Source organism: Pleurocapsa sp. PCC 7327 (assembly GCF_000317025.1).
Taxonomy (GTDB): Bacteria; Cyanobacteriota; Cyanobacteriia; order Cyanobacteriales; family Microcystaceae; genus Hydrococcus.
Genome location: NC_019689.1, coordinates 1641955 through 1662371, shown reverse-complemented (window position 1 = coordinate 1662371; position 20417 = coordinate 1641955). Strand labels below are relative to the sequence as shown.

Genomic DNA, 20417 nt, shown 5'->3' with positions numbered 1-20417 from the left:
TGATGATTGGGGATTAGTTAGTAGTTAGTAGTTAGTGGTTAATCGTTAATTGTCTCCCCATCTCCCCATCTCCCTGCACTTCCTACGCTCCCTTGCCTTCCTCTTCTGTGTGTCATACTATGGCTATCTACTCTCCCGTTCGTTCTCGGCGCACTGCCGCCCGTCAAGCAGAAAAAACCAGACAATTCATTACTTTCCGTCTCCGTCAAGAATGGTTCGCTCTGCCCATTTATGCCGTACAAAAGGTCATCCAAATGGGCAAAGTGTATGGCGATCCTCAAGGAACGGGGATTAGCCTTACTAACTATCAGGGTCAAGAGATAATTGTCGTCGATGTCGCTCGACGAATCTTTGGAGAAACTTCGTCCGTTGCAGGAGAACGCAAGCATTCTTTATCTTCTGTCGTCGGGGAGGTAAGCGAACCTCGTTTTATGTTGCTCGTTCAAAGCAACAGCGGAGAAATTGTTGGACTGCCCGTCGATTCTACACCTGCTATGCGTCGGGTGCCTGAATCGGCTTTTACTCCCATCCCCAAAACTTACATGGCTCAAGGTAACATTCGCTGTATCAGTTCGACGACGATCCAACTAAGCGACCATCCACCGCTCTTTTTGCTCGAAGCCAATCAACTCGCCGAGCCTCAACAAATTGTAGGCTTATAGGCTACGTATTCGCACTTGACTCGTGAGAGATTCCCAATGTCGAACAAAAATCGCTCGATCGTAGTAATACTATTTCTAAAAAAGAACGCTACAGATGCTCAATGAAAACTCCTTACACAGAGGGCTGCTGACTAATTGCGAACCGACGCGGACTCCCCCGAAGTGGAGGAACGTCGGCGAATTGGTATAAATAGACTTCTGTACTCATAACCGATGAGTTTTAGCTGGTAGGCCTCGCCATGGTTTATGAAGCAGACAATTCCAGCATTCTTTGGATCGGACGCCAAGCTGCCTCTCGAATCTCCTCTAGAATCTCGATTCTTGGCGATCTATTTTTCATCGCTAAATACAGCTTTTCTAAGGTATTGAGGCGCATGTGAGGACATTCGTTGCAGGCACAGTTGTTGGTTGCTGGCGCGGGAATGAAGCGTTTGTGAGGTGCTTCTTTTTGCATTTGGTGAATGATTCCTGGTTCGGTGGCAACGATAAATGTCTTGCTAGGACTATTGAGACAGTATTTTAATAGGGCTGTGGTCGAACCGATATAGCTGGCGTGACGCAGTACTGGCGGTTCGCATTCGGGGTGGGCAACGATTTCTGCGTCGGGATATGCCATTTTTAGCTGGACGATTTTCTTTTCAGAAAAGGTCTCGTGTACGATACAGCTACCTTGCCACAAGACTAGGTTTCGTCCGGTTTGCTCCATCACGTAGCGACCTAAATTGCGATCGGGGGCAAAAATAATCGGTTTATCTTCGGGAATCTGGCTGACTATTTTGACGGCGTTGGAACTGGTGCAAATGATGTCGCTCATCGCCTTAATTTCGGCGCTGCAATTGATGTAGGAGATGACTAGATGGTCGGGACGAGCAGCTTTAAAGGCAGCGAATTCTTTGGGGGGACAGCTATCGGCAAGAGAACAACCTGCATTTAAATCTGGCAAGAGGACGAGTTTGTCGGGATTTAATATTTTGGCGGTTTCTGCCATGAAGTGAACGCCAGCAAAAACGATGACCTCTGCATTAGTTGCAGCCGCCTGCTGAGAAAGGCCGAGAGAATCGCCGATGTAGTCAGCAATATCTTGGATGTCGGGATCTTGGTAATAGTGAGCTAGAATAACAGCGTTTAACTCCCGCTTGAGTTCGTTAATTGCTGTAAATAGATCGTCGGGAAGGGTTTTAGTTGTTAGCTTTGCTTGAGGTTTTACAGTTGCGAACACAATAACGGGTAACTCCTAAGATGAGATAGCTTGGCAAAATTATAGTAAGTATTACCATAATATTATAGTCGATTTTACCAAAATAGCCAATCTTCATTCAGCATTTTGTTATTGGTTCTTGATGAACGCGAGTTCCTTCGTCCCTTACGCTTTAATCCCCTCTCCTTCTAGGAGAGGGGGAATAGCAGAAAGAGCGGGGTCTTCCGATAGAACCCTTGTAGTAACGCTTTGGTGTCAAAGCGCTACTCAAGAACCTTCGATTTTAAGCAAGAGCAACTGCGGGTTGAGACCAGCGATTGACGGCTTTGCCGATGACTGACAGCTCTTGAACGAGGCGATCGAATCGCTCTGGCGTTAAAGATTGGGGTCCGTCGGAGAGGGCTTTGGCAGGGTTGGGATGAACCTCGATCATGAGAGCATCCGCTCCTGCTGCGATCGCAGCCATTGACATTGCCGGAACGTACTCAGACTTACCCGTGCCGTGACTCGGATCGATGGTTACTGGCAAGTGGGTTAGAGAGTGGAGAACGGGCAGGACGGCTAAATCTAGGGTGTTGCGAGTGTAGTCGCGATCGAAGGTACGAATGCCTCGCTCGCACAAAATCACGTTGGGATTGCCAGCCGCCAGAATATACTCGGCTGCCATTAGCCATTCTTCTATCGTTGCTGACATGCCTCGCTTGAGCAATACGGGTTTCTCCTGGGCACCCACTTTTTTGAGCAGCGCAAAATTCTGCATATTTCTTGCGCCGACTTGAATGACATCGGCTACTTCTGCGATCTTTTCCAAATCGGCAGCATCCATCACTTCCGTAATAATGCCCAATCCGCTAGCTTCCCTAGCTGCTGCGAGCAAGCCCAAGGCGCTTTCTCCGTGACCTTGGAAAGCATAGGGAGAAGTACGAGGTTTGTAAGCCCCACCGCGCAGAAATTGAGCGCCAGCCGCCTTGACCCGCATAGCGGTTTCGACGATCATTTCTTCGTTTTCTACCGAACACGGACCCGCTATCAGAACTACGGGATGGTTGCGACCAAAAGGCACCAAACCACTAGGAGTCGAAACGATGACCTCGCTGGGTTCTCCGTGACGGAATTCCAAGCTGGCTCGCTTAAAAGGTTGTTCGACCCGCAGGACGTGTTCGATCCAAGGGCTGAGTTCTTGAATGCGCAACGGATCTAAAGCAGCCGTTTCGCCAACTAGACCGATGACAACTTTGTGTTTGCCAACGATTTTTTCAGGTGTCAGACCCCAGTCTGTTAATTCTTGGCTAACTCGCTCGATTTCAGTTTCTGGGGAACCTACTTTCATGACTACTATCATGTTTGCGTTCCTTAGCGATCGCTATCTAGGTGATTGGTTAATAAAATTCAATAGTTTGGCTTCTTATGAAAGCGCAAAAGAATGGGGAGAAACTCTCCCCTAATAATTTTCCCCTTTTTGCCCTTAGAAATTTGGAATTACCTAATTTTCTTTCGCTTTTTTGCTCGCCTCTCTAGCCGCCTGCCAAGCAGTCATCATTCGCCCAAAGTTGCTCTTGAACTCTCCCCAGCCGAACCAACTACCCACTCTACCTTCATCCCAAGAAGCCGAAAGAATGCCGTAACTCAATCCCAACACTCCTAAGCCAAACAAGCCTAAACTGGTAATCCCCACAACTGATGCGGGGATTTTCAACCATTCGTTACTAACAATCCAGTAAAAGATAAAGAAAGATGACATTCCCAATCCCGTAGGAATGCCACAAAAGAAAGCCATGCGACGTACCATTCGTTTGCTGACTACATCAGGAATAGCCATTGAGGCAGCTTTTTGGCGAGTCGTGCTTCGCTCTTTTATAGGTTCTTTCTGAGACTGTACGGGAGGTTGCTTGTTAGCTCTTTTCTTTTTTTGGCGAGGTTCAAACGCCATCCGCTCCCGCGAAGATTTAGAAGACATAACAACTATCCATAGGATTTAACGACGGATGCCCAGACGATTAATTAGTGTCTGATAGCGATTAAAATCTTTGTTTTGAATATAAGCTAACAGACTTTTACGACGACCGATCATTTTAAGTAGTCCCCGCCGAGAGGCATGATCTTTGGGATTCACCTGGAGATGGCTATTGAGTTGATTGATGCGCTCCGTCAGTAAAGCAACTTGTAGGTCTGCCGAACCCGTATCGGTTTCGTGAGCTTGGTATTCGGTCATCAGTTCTTGTTTTCGCTGTTGAGTTAAAGCCATAGGGTTAAGGTAGACTAATCTCTTTATAAATATTGCAACCTCTTATAGTAACACTTTCATTAGAGCGAATAAAAGGAGCTAATTCCTGACTGCCAATTGTAGTAACGAGTTATAAATAAGCTAACTTACTCAATTGATGTTAATAACTATAAGGATCGGCTGGCGTAGGAATTTTTTTGAGGGATTTTGCTGCGATAACCAGTTGGCGTTTTTGAGCGGTTGTTTCTTTCATCGTTTGCTCGTGCTGGGGTAAGGTTTCTACCATCATTTCCCCTTCAATTTCTAGCCAGGTGTCGGGCGGATAGTTATTGCGACTCGACTCCAGCTTGACGGGAAGACCGACGGGATAGGCATCTACGGCGCAGCAAGTAATAATAAAACGGCTAATTAATAAATAATTGTCGCTCAGGTGGGGCAGGTGGACGACAAATCCAGTGACTTTGACTGGTTGTCCGGCGTAAGCATCGGGTTCGGGATAGGCATTGAGGGTTCTAATCCAATCGACAATCGATCGCTCTTCTGGTCTAGTCGTCGCGCGAAAAGATTGAGGTTGCGATCGCGTTATCGGCAAAGACTCGGTAACTCCCCGTTGCAGTGCCGCTTGGGAAGTCAATACCGTCGGCGCGATCGCAAACCCTGCCAAAGCCGTCGCCACTAATACGCCGCTTCCTACACCGGGAGGTAATAGTGTAATGTGCTGTACCGTTTCTCTTTCTTGGAAGTTATTGCCTCGCTTGCGCCAATCTGCCAAAAGCTGTCCGCCCTTCAAAGCGCCGAGAATTAACAGCGCAATGCCAGTCACCAAGACCAACCAAAAATAATTCGGGTGAATCAATAGCCTGAGTTGCCCGGTTATCCAATACCTAAGTAACAACCCTCCCCATGCCAACAGCGCTAAAACGTCCAACCAGGGCAGAAAAATTTTCGATTTTGGATTTTGGATAGTGGATTGTTGACTCATCTTTGGATTTTGGATGAAAGGATTTTGGATTAGTTAGTAGGGGCGGGTTTATCTAAAAACGCTAGCAATTTCCCAACACTTATTGTCAAAAAAACGCCCGTACAGTGGTTAGTCGTTAATTGTCTCCCCTTCTTCCCGTCTCGGAGTCCCCCTCTCGAACTCCTTCCTTGTGCCTTCTAAAAGAAATAACTGTGAAACAAGGCGAACAGGAAGGTGAGCTGCGCTACTAAAGCAAATAAATAAAAGATAATTCTAGGTTGGAAAATCGACAACATTAAGCCAATACCCTTGATGTCGATCGTCGGTCCAAACACCAAAAATGCTAGTAGCGAACTGGTGGTAAAAGTAGAAGCAAAAGACAGGGCAAAAAAAGAATCGACCGTCGAGCAAATCGAGACTATCCCAGCTAAAACCATCATCGCCGCGATCGAACTAATAACGTCTTGTCCGAGGTCGAGAATGACCTCGCGGGGCACGAAAACTTGAACGCAAGCCGCAATCGCGCTTCCGAAAATTAATATTCCGCCCAACTCCCGCAGTTCCTGAATGGCATTATCGAGAAACGGACGCAAACGCTTTTCCAAAGGAATCGGGCGATTGAGTGCAACAGCCGCTAGTGCTACGGCATCGTCCATTCGGATTGGTTGACCCGATTTGTTGAGGAGAAACGTTCCCGATTGCAAGAGTGAGGGCATTTCTGGCGATCGCTGCGCGGCTGGTTTAACTTCTAGGGAACGAGACATCAGCAGATTAACGCGCTTGGCTAGTGCGGATTGTAACATTGGTCGCGGGTCTTGTTGCAGGCTAAAAAGGCAGCCAATAATCGTAGCAATTGCCAAGGAACCCAACACTCTAAAAACGACAATTTCTGGGCGATCTCGAAAAGCCACCCAAGTTGACCAAATGACAATGGGATTGATCGTCGGTGCCGCTAGGAGAAAACCAATCGCTACCGAAGTCGGCATTCCCTGCATTAACAATCGGCGTGCCACCGGAACGTTACCGCATTCACACACGGGAAAGAAAAAGCCGACGCAACTTCCAACGAACGCCCCCAAAAAGGGATGGCGAGGTAACCTCGCTACCAGTTGGCGCTCGTCGATAAAAAATAGCAGCGCGCTAGAGAGCAGAACTCCTAACAACAGGAAAGGAATTGCTTCGACTAGAAGACTCAAAAATAGAGTAAAAGCGCTGTAAATTTGTACGGTCATGGCTGCCTATGCGGGCGTTCCTAATTTAGACGGCAAGTTAAAATCAAAAGGTTCTAGATAAGTCAACAGGTCACGGCAAGGTTTTGCCTTTATTCATGCTAGTTAGTTGTTAGTCGCTAGGAGTCGCTTCTCTGCTGTATCCTCCCATCGTTAAAAAAAATCTATCGCGCCTTCGTCGAGCTACTTTCGCTCTAGAAAAGATAAGCTATTAATATACCTTATTTCCGTTAGTCTATTGATAGCTCCTCGATTTCCTCCTGAGCGTACATCATATTGCGGTCGATAGCGGAGAGGATTTTATTGTTAGCCGCATCGGAAAAAAGGCACTTACAAGCTAACTGGGCTACATCAGCTCGATGAATCGTTCCAGAAACCTAGTAGTTTTCGGTTAAAATCCCGTTTCCGGTTGGGGGTTCCGATTTTAATCCGCCAGGTCGAATAATGGTGTAGGTCAGTCCGCTATTTATCAGATGTTGTTCTGCCTTTTCTTTTTCTGCTAAAACGGCTGCCAACGCTTCCATTACTTGTGGGGGTAAGGCAGAAGCGCTCTCTCCGCTACCAATTGACGAAATCAAAATAAATTTACTCACCTTTGCCTTGACGGCAGCATCGATAAGATTTTTATTGCCCAAATAATCGGCTCTGATACCGTCTTTAGGCAATCCGCCAATCGTACTGGTAACTGCTTCTATCGGTTTGCTTTCTTGTATGGCTGCTTCCACTGCTACTATATCCAAAGCATCTCCTATAACCACGTCAATGCCCATTGCCTCTAATTGCGATCGCGATTCTTCCGAACGAAGCAAAGCTTTTACTCGGCAATTCTTTTCGATAGCACAAAGAGCGATTTCTCCGCCGACTCCGCGACTTGCTCCCGCAATAAAAATGTTAGTTTTCCTTGTCATTTTTATTGATTGTTTTTATTTTCATATCCGCCATATTTTTTACATTAGCAGTTTGTCCCCACCAATAAAATTCAGAAGACGGAATTTGCCAAGAATTATGAAGTTTCAATAAAGAAATTTGTAAAGGTTTGGTGAAATTTGAAGATAGTATTATAGTTAATTACCTTAATTTGCATAGAAATACCTTAAAGCCGCGCTCCTACATAGCATTTAGGAGAACGTTTCGGATAGTATTTCAGTGAAGATTTTATGAAGAGACTCCATTACCAATAATAATCGCATAAAATCAAAATTAACGAGGTTAGATTGTCATTTTTTCATGCTACGTTTCATGTCAAGTAAAAGATTCCTAACGATCGGTCAAAAAGAAAAGTTACTCAAGGCATTAAAAGAAAATGATTGCTCGAATTTTATTCAGCGAATCTTGATGCTGCTTTTGAGAAACGAAGGAAAAACCTATCAAGAAATTGCTGAATTTCTCGGCTGTTCTTACCGGACTGTAGCCTATTGGTGCGTTCATGGCGATCCAGAGGACATCGAAAGTCTGAGGGACAAGCGTACAAAAGGTAACTATCGTAAGGTTACGGAAGAATACATGGAGTTATTAATGGAAACCATCGCCAAAGATCCCAGAGAGTTGGGCTATCAATTTACTCGCTGGAGTGGCGATCGCCTGGCAGAACACCTGGCGCAATCAACCGGGATCACCTTAAGTGGTTCGCAAATTAGAAACATCTTACGGAAAGAAAAAATTAATTTATCCGTAGGTAGAAAAAATTTGGGAAGAACGAGCAGATCTTGTGTCTGCGCCTAGCAATCCGACTCGCGATAGTAGCCGCTCGCGACTTCGATCCTAAAATTCTCAACTATATTTATCTGGAACGGTCAAGATTTAGTCAAGACACAACAACAGTTGCCAGAACGCACGATCTCATCCTGTCAAAATAAAATTTCTCAAGCAAAAAATTGCTAAAAAGCTCTGGCAACTCTATATTGTGTCTTAGTTACAAAGGCTCCGATAGACTTTGTAAACCTAATCTTTACTGTATTTTCAGGTTAAGTATTCAGATGAGTAAACATACAATCTTTAACGTCTGTCTTCAAAAATTAAAGAAGTCTTACCAATTTGGGAAAGGCGTAGTTTGACTACGTCCCTACAAGCCTTATATAAATTTTTAATATTTCTTTTTTAAGCCATTATCTCGAATGAATTAATGTATGAGAATCAAACTGCAAAGTAAGATTTAAGAAAAAATGGTAGCGGCAATGTAAATACCATAACTCAGCCCACCGATGGAGGTAAGTTAAATAGACGCGAGCGCGAGCAAGTCAAACACTACACGTACAATTCGCTAACATAAAACTAACCAAGCGATCGCAAAATGAAAACGCACCAGCAAAGATTAAAATCTAACTGAAAACTGCTATAAGATAGTTCGCTTCGCTACCGCTAGCTCAACATGACGAAGTCGAAGCCGGCGGAGCTGCTCAATTGGCGGAGTATCTTCGACATTTTATATTTTTAGGACAATCTGTAAGCAACAACCTATGAATTGGGAACAATTTAGATGCGACTAGCATCCATCTCACTCATAAGTAACTCTAAAGTCTCGTAATCTACATCAGAGTCTAACCCAAGCGAGTTAGCTCGTAGTTAATAGCATTTTCTATTCAGGAGTTAGCCGCTTTATGGGCAGGTCTTGTTCTACAAGTTGCCAATTATATGTGTGGTTTCCACGATAGTTTGTAACTAGCGTTCTTGACATCAATTCATTTTTGACTACCTTAGAAAAATATCGCTAGTCTAATTTTTTGGCAATAATAATCGGTCACAAGCTTTGAATTCTCTATGCCTCAGTTAAAAGCAAGCCAAATTTTGGTAACTTTCTTTACTTTTTTTTAAGAAAATATCGATAAAATGCTAGAGCACTATCTATCTTGCGATTGATTGAAAATGAAACGGACAAATACTATGTTAGCTTTAAGGACACTTAACGTCTTTTTGACGAACAAGTACTCTCTTGTCAAAAGAGAAAATCCTAGACCAACAAGTTGCCCAAACGCTCGGATTATGTTAGGTTAACTTTCTGGAAAAATAACGAATTGATAATCAGCAATACTTACCGAAAATTTTTCGACTAACTAATTATCATTTGACTCTGGATCGTCGAGGCAAATTTTAGACAAGGTGAAATCATGAAAAATGCTTTAGTTTATTCTAGCGTGGCAACCTTTGAACCCAGCGGTTATATTACGGCTGCTAACGTTGATGAGTTTAAACAGGCACTTACAACAGCAGTAACCTCTCAAGCTTATTCTGTCTTTTTGGTCGATATGAGTCGCGTTGAGTTTCTCGACAGTGCTGGTTTGATGGCAATAGTAACGGCTTTTCGACTGACTCAAAGTCAAGGGAAGCGATTCAGCCTTTGCTCGTTAGCTCCCTCAGTGCGCATTATTTTTGAGCTAACGCAGTTGGATAGAGTATTCGAGATCTTTGAAAATCATCATGCTTTTGAGAAAACTCTAGACAAGCCCGTAGCCGTTTAAGTTTTTGAAGCTAGGCGATCGCCGACGAAGGCGATCGCGCGCGAAAACATCCGGTATATTAGAGAAGCCGAGCATTAGTGCCAAGCTCAATACCGGAGGTTTTTAGTTGTGGCGGTTGCAATTGAGAAGATTCTAACACCCGATATTTCCAAACCTGCTCGCTACCTAGGCAATGAATTGGGAGCCATACACAAGCCCTGGGAAAGCGCTAACGTTCGTTGGGTCTTAACCTATCCAGAAGTCTATGAAGTGGGGGCATCCAACTTAGGGCATATCATTCTCTACAACATTTTGAATGCCCAACCGAGACAACTGTGCGATCGCGCTTACCTACCCGCCCCCGACTTCGCTGCTAGATTGCGATCGGATAAAATTCCTCTATTCGCCCTAGAATCTCGACGACTTCTCATTGAATTCGATATTCTCGGTTTTAGCCTCAGCTACGAACTCGGCGCTACCAATATTTTAGAAATGCTCGCTCTGGCAGGGATCCCTCTCACCTGGCAAGAACGAGCAACAGGCGACTATCCACTCGTGTTTGCCGGGGGACAGACGGCAACTTCCAACCCCGAACCTTACGCCGACTTCTTCGATTTTATCGCCCTCGGCGACGGAGAAGAACTCCTGCCAGAAATCGGTCTCGTCATCGAAGAAGGCAAAGCAGCCCGATTGAGCAAAGAAGAATTGCTCCTAGATTTGGCGCAAGTCCCCGGCGTTTACGTTCCCCGATTTTACGATGCCGCGGAAGATGGTTCGGTTCGTCCCAACCGTCCCGACGTACCCCAAAGAATCTTGCGGCGAGTAGCAACTCCTATGCCAGCCTATTCTATCGGTTTGGTTCCCTACGTAGAAACCGTTCACGATCGCCTGACCGTAGAAATTCGTCGCGGGTGTACTCGCGGGTGTCGCTTTTGCCAGCCCGGAATGCTGACTCGTCCGGCAAGAGACGTAGAACCCGAAGCGGTTATCGGCGCGATCGAAAAGGGAATCCGCGCCACGGGTTACAATGAATTTTCTCTCCTCTCCCTCAGTTGTTCCGACTATCTCGCCCTGCCAGCTGTCGGGATAGAAGTTAAAAATCGCCTCAAAAACGAAAATATATCCCTCTCCCTGCCCAGCCAACGGGTCGATCGCTTTGACGAAAATATTGCCAATATCGTCGGCGGTACGCGGCAATCGGGGCTAACCTTTGCCCCAGAAGCAGGCACCCAACGAATGCGAGATGTCATTAACAAAGGACTCACCAACGAAGAATTGCTGCGAGGAGTCAAAACCGCCGTCGAGCAAGGGTGGGATAAGGTAAAACTCTATTTTATGATCGGCTTGCCGGGCGAAACCGATGTCGATGTCATCGGTATTGCCGAAACCGTCCGTTGGTTGAGGAGAGAATGTCGCCTTAATGGAAGAAAGCGCCTCGACTTCAACATCACGATTTCTAACTTCACTCCCAAACCTCACACCCCTTTCCAATGGCATTCTGTCTCCACCGCTGAATCGATCCGCAAGCAAGAACTTTTGCGCCAGGAATTCAGCCGCATGAAAGGCGTAAAAGTCAATTACACCGACGTGCGCATCTCGGCAATGGAGGACTTTTTAGGACGGGGAGACAGACGCTTAGCCGCTGTCATCCGTCGCGCCTGGGAACTCGGAGCCGGAATGGATGCCTGGTGGGAAAATACTGAGAAAGCCTTTGCCGCTTGGGAGGTAGCCATTGCCGAATCGGGATTGACCTGGAAGTATCGCCAAATCGAAAAGGGCGAGTGGAATGTTTTTGAGCAGCCAGAAGTAGAGGCACAAGGTTTTGCGCTTGTACAGCAGACAGAATCCAAAATCCAAAATCCCTTTGATGCGCCTTTGCCGTGGGATCATATCAATACGGGGATCGATAAAAAGTGGCTTAAAGAAGACTTACAGAAGGCGCTGGAAGCTGCGATCGTTCCCGATTGTTCCTTCGATGGCTGTTCTCATTGCGGTATCTGCGGAGTAGATTTCGGACATAATGTTGTCGTCGAACCGCCGCCGATTCCCCAATTTAGCGGACATTTCCAACCCAACCAAAATCGAGTTCAGCGATTCCGCGTCTGGTTTGGCAAGCAAGGCGATATGGCATTAGTGAGTCATCTGGATTTAGTACGCCTGTTCGATCGCGCTGTACGTCGCGCAGCATTGCCGATTTCCTTTACCGGAGGCTATCATCCAGGGCCGAGGATTTCTATTGCTAATGCCCTGCCTCTGGGAGTTACTAGCAGTGGGGAGATTGTCGATTTTGAATTGACCGATCGCATGGACATAGAAGCGTTTCGTCAAAAATTGGTCGCTCAATTACCAGCGGACATCCCAGTCTATCGAATTGAAGAAGTGAGCGTGCAATCGCCAGCGGCAACGGGATTGCTAGAGAAAGCCGAATATTTTATTAAAGTCGGCGCAGTCGAGCCAGTTTCCATAGAACAATGGCAACGTTGGCTCGATACGATTCTGGCTTTAAAGGAGATTGTTTGGGAAAAAACGAGCAAATCTGGAAAGAAAACCGTAGTAAATTTGCGCGATCGCTTGTTTGAATTAACCCTCGAATCCCAAGAAAATACAACCGAACAGCCTGTCGTTTTGCGTTACGTGGGGAGTTGCCGCAATGACGGAACGCTTCTACAACCAGAACACGTCGTTTACATGCTCGAACGAGTTTCTGGGCAAGAGTTACACTTATTGCACGTCCACCGCCAGCAGATGATGTTTGGCGATTTTTGATGAAAGGATTTTAGATTGGGGACTCAAATAATTCGTAATTCGTAATTCGTAATTCGTAATTATTTGGTCAGTTGTTAGTAGTTTGTGGTTAGTAGTTAGTTTTCTCCCCACTCTCTCCACACTCTCCCAGTCTCCCCAACTTCTGACTTCCGACTTCCCCTGCTCCCGTGCTCTCTGCCTTTATAAACAATATGAAAATTGCAATCCTATCCCAGGATGCCTCTCTCTACTCGACGCGACGACTTAAAGAAGCTGGAGAAGCCCAAGGGCACGACATGCGGGTGATTAATTACCTACGTTGCTATATGAACATTACCGCCCACAAACCGATGGTTGTTTACAATGGTCGGCCCTTGGAGAATTTTGATGCCATCATTCCGCGCATTGCTGCGTCGAGAACCTTTTATGGAACCGCTGTAGTGCGACAGTTCGAGGTGATGGGAGTTTTTAGTGCCAATGAATCCCAAGCAATTTCGCGATCGCGCGATAAACTTCGTTGCTTGCAAATTCTGGCTCGCGAAGGAATTGGCTTACCCGTGACGGGATTTGCCCACGACACCCAAGATATTGATGGTTTAATCAAAACCGTTGGCGGTGCGCCCGTGGTGATTAAACTCCTAGAAGGAACACAGGGGATTGGGGTAGTTCTCGCCGAAACCCATCAAGCGGCAAAGTCGGTTATCGAAGCCTTTCGCGGGTTGGATGCCAATATTTTAGTTCAGGAGTACATCAAAGAAGCTGCAAGTACCGATCTTCGCTGTTTTGTGGTCGGGGGTAAAGTTATTGCTGCCATGAAACGCGAGGGAGCAGAAGGCGAATTTCGCTCTAACCTGCATAGAGGCGGCAAAGCCGAGAAAATTAAATTAACCCCAGAAGAACGCAGTACCGCAGTTCGAGCAGCCAAAGCGATGGGATTGAGCGTTGCAGGGGTAGATTTGCTCCGTTCCGATCGCGGTCCGGTGGTAATCGAAGTGAATTCTTCGCCGGGATTGGAAGGAATTGAAACAGCAACGGGATTAGACGTAGCGGGAAAAATTATTGAATTTGTGGCCAAAAAAGCGACTAACGGAGCGCCGCGCGATCGCATTCAATATTAATCATTAACGAGATGGAAATTGCTGGAGAAACGATTCCGCCTGGGAAACGACAGCGACTAGAAATTCCGGTGACGCATTTACCCACCCAAACCCCTATTTCTCTACCCGTCATTGTCGTCAATGGCAAAAAAGCCGGACCGAGATTGTGGTTGAGTGCTGCCATTCACGGAGATGAAATCAATGGCGTAGAAATCATCCGGCAGGTGTTGGAGAAGATAAAACCGAAAAAGTTGTGCGGGGCGTTAGTTGCAGTTCCTATCGTCAACGTATTTGGCTTTCTCGAACAATCTCGCTACTTGCCCGATCGCAGAGACCTAAATCGCTCTTTTCCCGGTTCTCCGAATGGTTCTTTAGCCGCCCGTTTGGCACATTTATTCATGACGGAAATTGTCAAACGCTGTACCCACGGCATCGATCTCCATACGGCTGCTATCCCTCGCATCAATCTCCCTCAAATTCGTACTAATTTGGAGGACGAAGAAACCTATCGTTTTGCTAAAGCGTTTGGTGCCCCTCTTCTCATTCACGCCACCACGCGGGATGGCTCATTGCGTCACGCAGCCAAGCAACAAGGAATTCCCATTTTACTTTACGAAGCAGGAGAAGCCCTGCGCTTTGACGAGCAAGCGATTCAAATTGGCACGAATGGAATTTTACGAGTAATGGACTATTTGGGCATGTATCCTTTACCCTTTCCGACGACGGAGGTAGCATCGGTAGAAGTTTCTCAAACTAAGTGGGTGAGAGCATCTCGCAGTGGCATCTTGCACTTAGCCGTTAAGTTAGGGGAACAAGTTGAGAAAAAGCAGTCCTTGGGAATCATTACCGATGCGTTTGGCGAAACTAACACGAAAGTTCGCGCCCCAAAAAAGGGCATGGTCATCGGACATACCCAAAATCCTCTCGTCAACCAAGGCGATGGCATCGTGCATTTAGCCTTAATCTAGTCGTCTCCAAAAAACCAGCTCAACAGTGCTAATAAAAGACCAACTAGGCAAAACCAACTGTAGTGTCCCAGCCAATTAAGGACATGCATGGGAAAAAAGACTAAAGACTCCGAGAAAAGCCAGTTAGCAATAAATAATAGAATCAGTACAACAATTAGCGACATTGATGTTCTTTTTCTCAAGAGGGCGATCGCGAACCTATACGATTCTAACGATGGCTGCCTTTCTCCTACTCGCTGCCATTGCCTTCATAATAGTGGTGTCTACTAGAGAGTCTCCCAGAATGGCTACATCCTTTTTCCTAAGCGATCCCTTCCTGCAAATGCCAACTGAAAACTCGGTACGGGTTGTTTGGTTTACGGATTTTGAAGGTTCTAACCATCGAGTTATTTATGGAAACAGCCTCGAACTCTCGGCAGAAGCGACGACAACCAAGCTTAGCCGCGTTAGAGAAGATAAAAACTCAAAAGTCACCCCAGGCTATACGCAGACAACCAAGCGGGATATTTGGCGACACGAAGTCGAAGTGACAGGGTTAACGCCCAATCGACGAGTTCCTTATCAAGCTATCAGCGTGCGTGACAATGATGGGAAAACAGAAGAAGTTAAAAGCGATATTTTTAGCTTGGCATCTACTCCCAAACCAGGAACGCCTCTAAAAATTCTGCTGACTTCGGATCATCAACTGATGCCCCTCACCGCAGCGAATCTACAGAAAGTCGTGGAAACCGTCGGACGAGTGGATGCTGTCTTTTTTGCCGGCGATTTAGTCAATATTCCCGATCGCGCTTCTGAATGGTTTGATGATAGCAGGGGCGGTGCTTTTTTCCCTTGTCTTCAAGGTCGTGCCAATTATGCTTTAGAAAAAAATGGCGTTAAAACTATCTATCATGGCGGCGAATTAATTCAACATGCGCCTTTATTTCCCGCAATCGGCAATCATGAAGTAATGGGAAGATTTTCGATGGAAACACCATTAAACGATCAATTTGATGATTCTTTTCCTCGTACTCAAGCCGAAAAATATTATCAAACAACAAATCCAGAAATTGATTCTCAAGCAAAAGAAAATTGGATAAAAAATAATTCTTTTAATACAGATACCTACGAAGAAATTTTTTCTCTACCTCAAAATAGTTCGGGTGGAAAAAAATACTATGCCGTCACCTTTGGCAATATCCGTCTAGTTGTTTTATATGTGACGAATATGTGGCGATCTCCTAGTCTCGCTCCTAAAGATCGCGGTCGATATAAAGAAAGCGAACAGGACTTAAATAATCCACAAAAGTGGGGCTACGGGCAAATTATTTTTGAACCTATCGCCAAAGGAAGCAATCAATATCGTTGGCTAGAAGAAGAACTGCAAAGTCAAGAGTTTAAGCAGGCAAAATACAAAATTGTCATGTTCCATCATCCAGTTCATACTTTAGGAGGAAATATCGTTCCGCCTTACACAGATCCAATTCCTCGGCTTGAATATACATCGGATGGAAGCCTTAAATCGGTTCGTTATGATTATCCCCGAAAAAATGATTATATCATCCGCGATCTCATGCCGATTTTAGAATCGGCAGGCGTGCAATTCGTCTATTACGGACATTCTCATCTGTGGAATCGCTTTGTTAGTTCCAGCGGCATACATTTCTTAGAATCGTCTAATGTGGGCAATACTTACGGCGCTCATATCGGAGAAAATAGAAGACCGATTCCAACAGATAATCCTAACTTAGATTATGTAGCTCTTGGCGATCCAAATGGACTAGAACCCGTAGTTCCAACAATTGCGCCTTTGTTAGATGAAAATGGGCGATCGCTCCCTTATATTGCCAGTAATGACATTACTGTATTTAGTATTTTAGATACGAGTAATGGAACCGTCAGTAGCTATTATTTTGATACGCGCCAACCCAACTCCGAAGTCGTCAAGTTTGATGAATTTGCGATCGGGTTATCGGTTCATCGTTGATTAGTGCTAGCGAGGGATAATTAATCATTAACAAAATCTCTAGCTTGAGACTTGGCGAAATGCTGCCAAAGAGTCGGAACCGCGATCGATAATGCGCTCAAAACCAGATTTATCTACTGAAAACAAGGATAACTCGTCATCGACCGTTCCTTTTAAATAAATCTCGCCAGCTAATTCGCCACCTAAATCGACACGTCCAACGATTTGTTGCGTTGTGGGATCGAAGTTGAATTCAAAAAAATGTCCTTGAGCAACTCCATTAACCACATTGTCATAAGTGCCAATCGGTGCCCCAGAGGGAGTATAAAAAGTCACGACTAAAGACTGTAAGACATTTGTTTTCCCAGCCCCTTTCTCGGAAACAATCGTTGGAACTGTCGGCGGATCGTAGCTAAATAACCCTTTGGCTGAATATCCTGCCTTCCCAGTCCACTGAAAGCTTACTGTAGTTGCCTCAGCCGGGGCAACTAATCCCAAGCCACTGGCTAAAGTAATAAAAATCACTATTGAGAAGGTAACCAGGAGATTTTTCAGACTCAGCATAGCTTACCAACACCATTCTCTCTTACAGCTTTATATTTTGGGATGAGAAGGCGACTTTCAAGTGCTACTATGCCTCATCGTAGGCTTCGATATCGAGCAAGTGGAGATAGGGTTCGATTAATTCTTGACGCTGAAACGCGATCGCCCGCAGCAAATGCCAATCCTGCAAAGCTTCAAAAGGATTATTGTAATCGTCTCGTTCCAAGCGCGCAGCTAAATGAGCAACATCCTCTGGCGTTAACGCGGCAATTTCTTGTTCAGTTAAACTCGTAGCCGTCATTTCGTTTACCTCCCCTAATACCATTTTTCTCTGACAGCCTTTTACATTTTAGCCCGACCTCATTGTTTCTTTTTGTAATTGTTAATGCCAATTAAATAAAGGCAAGATAAAGAAAGATTTTTCTAGCAAAATCTAAGAACATGAATATTTTGATTGTTGAAGATGAAGTGGAAATTGCCCAACTGATTCAACAAACTTTAGAAAGAGAATCGTTTTCATGCCGTCTTGCCAATAATGGACTAGAGGCATTGGAGATTTTCCAACAACAGCAACCCGACCTTATTATTCTCGACCTCATGCTTCCCGGTTTGGATGGGTTAGAGGTTTGTACGAGAATAAGACAAAAACCCAGTAAAAAAGACCCCTATATTTTGATGCTAACCGCCAAAGGAGAAGAGATCGATCGCGTCATCGGTCTTTCTACAGGAGCAGACGATTATTTAGTCAAACCTTTTAGCCCAAGAGAATTAGTCGCCAGAGTGAGGGCGCTATTGCGGCGCAGCTTGCGACAAGTCGAACAACAGCCAACTCAAGTTTATCGAACGTCACATTTTATCGTCGATTTAGATCGCCATACTGCCAGTCGCCGGTTGAACTCCGAACAAGAAGAACCCCTCGATCTGACTACCCTTGAATTTAATCTTCTTGCTACGTTTATCAGTTATCCGGGTCGAGTGTGGAGTCGCACGCAACTAATCGATAAATTATGGGGAAATGATTTTTATGGAGACGAACGAGTAGTCGATACTCATATCAGACGATTGCGGAAAAAAATCGAACCCGATTCCGCCAATCCAACTTTTATTAAAACCATTGTCGGTCTTGGTTATAAATTTGAAGATGGTTGAGAGTTGTTTTTTGTAGGGCGATCGCGCATCGCGGATATCAAGAGTAAAGCATGAATGCCACCCAGCGCGATCGCCCAGACAAGTTCTTTGACTAAAATTCCCCAGAGAATTTTCAACGTAAAGACGTGCGACTGTCCTATTAATTGCCCTACCAGAAAGACAATTCCTTCAAATAAAACATATCCACTCAAAACAGTAATTCCCAACCATAAACTGTGACCCGTCCACCTTCCTCGACTAAACTGAGGTCTGACGGTAGCAATTAAAGCCACCAAAATTGTTCCCGCACCCATTACTAATCCCCAAATCAAGGATTCAATCGTTTGCGGATATTGACGAATACTAAAGCCATAAATTTGATTGACTAACCAGATGAGAATGGCCGCTATTATCGCCTTTGGTCGAGCAATGGTCGTTCCAGCGATGACAGCCAATCCGACTAGCGGGGGATGGGGATAGATGAAACTGCTGGCGCTGCCAATGGCAATCAGGAGAAATGACCAAAGTTGACTTTGGGCAAGAGAACGATGAGCTGTTTCCCATTGATTCATTCTCTGAAAAGAAGGGGCGATCGCAGCTTCAGAATTACCCATAACTCCTGCTCTATCTTGGCTTTAAATTACTGCTTCGACTAGCGAGACATCTGATATAATAATAATCGTTATCAGAAATTATATTTCCATTCCCGTTTGTAGGGAAAAAGTGTTCGCGAGGAATTTGTATTTTATATAAACTTTAGTCCGCAGATTGAGAAGGGTTTACCGCCGATTTTTGCATAGCGTTTGGCAAGGGGATTGGAGTTTGCAGAAAAAGCAGAAGATCCTACTCATGTTTGCGAGCGTTAATATTAGTTAAACCTATCGCGATCGCAATTCCTCTATCGGTCTCGATCGACTTAATTTAAATATCGTATCATGAAAACTTATCTGAGGAGCGATCTTGGCTAAGTTTAGTTTGGGAACGCGCTTATTTTTCTCCCACTTGTTGGTGATGATTGTGGGTTTGGGAAGTTTTATCGCGATCGCGAAACTTTCTTCTCCGCAAATGTTTGTTATTCGTTTAGAACAGTTGGAGAGAAGAGGATTTTTTACTATTCGTTCGGCGCGGACTTACTTAGTTGAAGGCTTTAAAACCGCTTGGGATAGTAGTGCGATTTGGTCGGTTGTCGCTGGGGCAACGACAGCAGGAGGATTGAGTTATTGGGTATCGAAGCGAGTGACCAAACCCGTCAAGCAAATGAAAGAAATTACCCAAAAATTTGCGGCAGGGGATTTAAAAGAAAGGATGCCAGGCAGTGAAATTCCCGAATTAAATCAACTGGCGCAGAGTTTCAATCGCATGGCAAGTAGCCTAGAAGATGTCGAAAAACGACGGCGAGAATTAATTAGCGATCTGACTCACGAACTGCGAACGCCTTTAACAGTAGTCCGGGGTTATTTAGAAGAATTAGCAGATGGCGCGATCGCACCTTCATCGGAATTATATCTACGCTTGGTAAGAGAAACTCGACGTTTAGAACGATTGACCAGCGATCTACAAGAACTTTCTAAAGCCGAAGCGGGATATTTATCGATTAATCCCCAAAAAATTCATTTATATCCAATTTTAAAGTCATTACTAGAAAAATTTGCCAATCAATTATTGGAAGAAGGTCCCGTATTACGATTAGATTGTCCGGTCGATCTGCCACCTGTCTTAGCCGATCTCGATCGCACCGAACAAATATTAGTCAATTTACTAGGTAATGCCCTGCGCTACACCGAGAAAGGCTCGATCGTACTTCGCGCTTGGCGAGATAAAAATTGGGTTTGGATAGCAGTTACCGATACGGGAATCGGCATTGCACCGGAAGATTTACCTTATATTTTCGAGCGTTTTTGGCGTGCCGATAAATCCCGCGCCAGCTACTCCGGCGGAACCGGAATCGGACTTGCGATCGCGCGTCGTTTAGTCGAACTTCAAGGCGGTAAAATCGAAGTCGAAAGCGAGTTTGGCAAAGGAAGTACGTTTCGCTTTTCGCTTCCGATTGCTTGACGGTTATCTGATATCAGTCTCTGGGTTATTAAACATCTCAGATTTAATTATTTAAGTATTTAAGCGTCAGTATTCATTGTCCATACTCTATTTTATTAATAGATGTTATTCAATCTAGTTGAACGCCCTTGGTATTCATAGTAGTCAATCTATTTACCATGAACGATTGATATCGATTTCAAGCAATTGATTAATATCTATCTCGATCATTTAATTAATTCTTTTTAC

General features: G+C 45.0%; 18 protein-coding genes and 3 pseudogenes. 10 read left to right on the top strand and 11 right to left on the bottom strand.

All coding sequences use genetic code 11. The annotated features are described in order from the left end of the window. Nucleotides 1-119: 119 nt before the first annotated feature. The gene (locus PLE7327_RS07455) at nt 120-662 is read left to right on the top strand and encodes a chemotaxis protein CheW (RefSeq protein WP_015143244.1); all 543 of its coding nucleotides are present in this window, start codon (nt 120-122) and stop codon (nt 660-662) included. A 244-nt stretch (nt 663-906) separates the two neighbouring features. Here PLE7327_RS07455 and nadA read toward each other — a convergent pair whose 3' ends face one another. From nadA to PLE7327_RS07420, 7 genes and pseudogenes are all read right to left on the bottom strand, one after another. Then, nucleotides 907-1881, bottom strand: coding sequence for a quinolinate synthase NadA (gene nadA / locus PLE7327_RS07450; protein WP_015143243.1), 975 nt, complete (start codon nt 1879-1881; stop codon nt 907-909). A 262-nt stretch (nt 1882-2143) separates the two neighbouring features. Then, complete coding sequence (gene aroF, locus PLE7327_RS07445; protein WP_015143242.1) at nt 2144-3202, bottom strand: 3-deoxy-7-phosphoheptulonate synthase; 1059 nt, start codon at nt 3200-3202, stop codon at nt 2144-2146. 141 nt (nt 3203-3343) lie between these two features. Continuing rightward, nucleotides 3344-3817 carry a PAM68 family protein gene (locus PLE7327_RS07440; RefSeq protein WP_041391934.1) on the bottom strand — a complete coding sequence of 158 codons (474 nt, stop codon included), beginning with the start codon at nt 3815-3817 and terminating at the stop codon, nt 3344-3346. Nucleotides 3818-3835: 18 nt separating this feature from the next. Further along, nucleotides 3836-4105 (bottom strand): 30S ribosomal protein S15, encoded by a 270-nt coding sequence (gene rpsO / locus PLE7327_RS07435; protein WP_015143240.1) that lies wholly within the window; start codon nt 4103-4105, stop codon nt 3836-3838. Nucleotides 4106-4244: 139 nt separating this feature from the next. Beyond that, nucleotides 4245-5048 (bottom strand): TIGR03943 family protein, encoded by an 804-nt coding sequence (locus tag PLE7327_RS07430; protein ID WP_186005391.1) that lies wholly within the window; start codon nt 5046-5048, stop codon nt 4245-4247. 194 nt (nt 5049-5242) lie between these two features. Beyond that, nucleotides 5243-6277, bottom strand: coding sequence for a permease (locus PLE7327_RS07425; protein ID WP_015143238.1), 1035 nt, complete (start codon nt 6275-6277; stop codon nt 5243-5245). 227 nt (nt 6278-6504) lie between these two features. Beyond that, nucleotides 6505-7182 (bottom strand): annotated as a pseudogene (locus PLE7327_RS07420) (SDR family oxidoreductase). 331 nt (nt 7183-7513) lie between these two features. Here PLE7327_RS07420 and PLE7327_RS07415 point away from each other — a divergent pair. After that, nucleotides 7514-7996: a helix-turn-helix domain-containing protein gene (locus PLE7327_RS07415; RefSeq protein ID WP_051036397.1), complete on the top strand. Its 483-nt coding sequence runs from the start codon at nt 7514-7516 to the stop codon at nt 7994-7996. Nucleotides 7997-8746: 750 nt separating this feature from the next. Here PLE7327_RS07415 and PLE7327_RS26410 read toward each other — a convergent pair. Next, nucleotides 8747-8948: pseudogene (locus PLE7327_RS26410) on the bottom strand (hypothetical protein). A 430-nt stretch (nt 8949-9378) separates the two neighbouring features. Between PLE7327_RS26410 and PLE7327_RS07410 the strand changes: the two are divergent. The 5 genes from PLE7327_RS07410 (at nt 9379) to PLE7327_RS07390 (ending at nt 16484) form a co-directional block, all read left to right on the top strand. After that, nucleotides 9379-9729, top strand: a complete 351-nt coding sequence (locus PLE7327_RS07410; protein ID WP_015143236.1) for an STAS domain-containing protein — start codon at nt 9379-9381, stop codon at nt 9727-9729. Between the two features lie 108 nt (nt 9730-9837). Further along, the gene (locus tag PLE7327_RS07405) at nt 9838-12474 is read left to right on the top strand and encodes a TIGR03960 family B12-binding radical SAM protein (protein WP_015143235.1); all 2637 of its coding nucleotides are present in this window, start codon (nt 9838-9840) and stop codon (nt 12472-12474) included. A 191-nt stretch (nt 12475-12665) separates the two neighbouring features. Next, nucleotides 12666-13571, top strand: a complete 906-nt coding sequence (rimK, locus tag PLE7327_RS07400; protein ID WP_015143234.1) for a 30S ribosomal protein S6--L-glutamate ligase — start codon at nt 12666-12668, stop codon at nt 13569-13571. Between the two features lie 11 nt (nt 13572-13582). Continuing rightward, nucleotides 13583-14518, top strand: coding sequence for a succinylglutamate desuccinylase/aspartoacylase family protein (locus tag PLE7327_RS07395; protein ID WP_015143233.1), 936 nt, complete (start codon nt 13583-13585; stop codon nt 14516-14518). 214 nt (nt 14519-14732) lie between these two features. Continuing rightward, nucleotides 14733-16484, top strand: coding sequence for a metallophosphoesterase family protein (locus PLE7327_RS07390; RefSeq protein WP_217523347.1), 1752 nt, complete (start codon nt 14733-14735; stop codon nt 16482-16484). 39 nt (nt 16485-16523) lie between these two features. Here PLE7327_RS07390 and PLE7327_RS07385 read toward each other — a convergent pair whose 3' ends face one another. Both PLE7327_RS07385 and PLE7327_RS07380 read right to left on the bottom strand, forming a co-directional pair. After that, nucleotides 16524-17027: a hypothetical protein gene (locus tag PLE7327_RS07385; protein ID WP_015143231.1), complete on the bottom strand. Its 504-nt coding sequence runs from the start codon at nt 17025-17027 to the stop codon at nt 16524-16526. A 67-nt stretch (nt 17028-17094) separates the two neighbouring features. Beyond that, nucleotides 17095-17307 carry a DUF2555 domain-containing protein gene (locus PLE7327_RS07380; protein WP_015143230.1) on the bottom strand — a complete coding sequence of 71 codons (213 nt, stop codon included), beginning with the start codon at nt 17305-17307 and terminating at the stop codon, nt 17095-17097. 140 nt (nt 17308-17447) lie between these two features. On the opposite strand from PLE7327_RS07380, the gene PLE7327_RS07375 reads away from it, so the two are divergent. Continuing rightward, nucleotides 17448-18155 (top strand): response regulator transcription factor, encoded by a 708-nt coding sequence (locus PLE7327_RS07375; RefSeq protein ID WP_015143229.1) that lies wholly within the window; start codon nt 17448-17450, stop codon nt 18153-18155. Here the strand turns inward: PLE7327_RS07375 and PLE7327_RS07370 are convergent. Further along, nucleotides 18134-18748: a hypothetical protein gene (locus PLE7327_RS07370; RefSeq protein WP_015143228.1), complete on the bottom strand. Its 615-nt coding sequence runs from the start codon at nt 18746-18748 to the stop codon at nt 18134-18136. The genes PLE7327_RS07375 and PLE7327_RS07370 overlap by 22 nt on opposite strands. Nucleotides 18749-18901: 153 nt before the next feature. Between PLE7327_RS07370 and PLE7327_RS26405 the strand changes: the two are divergent. Both PLE7327_RS26405 and PLE7327_RS07365 read left to right on the top strand, forming a co-directional pair. Beyond that, a pseudogene (locus tag PLE7327_RS26405) lies at nt 18902-19000 on the top strand (metallophosphoesterase); the annotation flags it as partial. Nucleotides 19001-19094: 94 nt separating this feature from the next. Next, the gene (locus tag PLE7327_RS07365; RefSeq protein ID WP_015143227.1) at nt 19095-20189 is read left to right on the top strand and encodes a cell wall metabolism sensor histidine kinase WalK; all 1095 of its coding nucleotides are present in this window, start codon (nt 19095-19097) and stop codon (nt 20187-20189) included. Nucleotides 20190-20417: the final 228 nt, after the last annotated feature.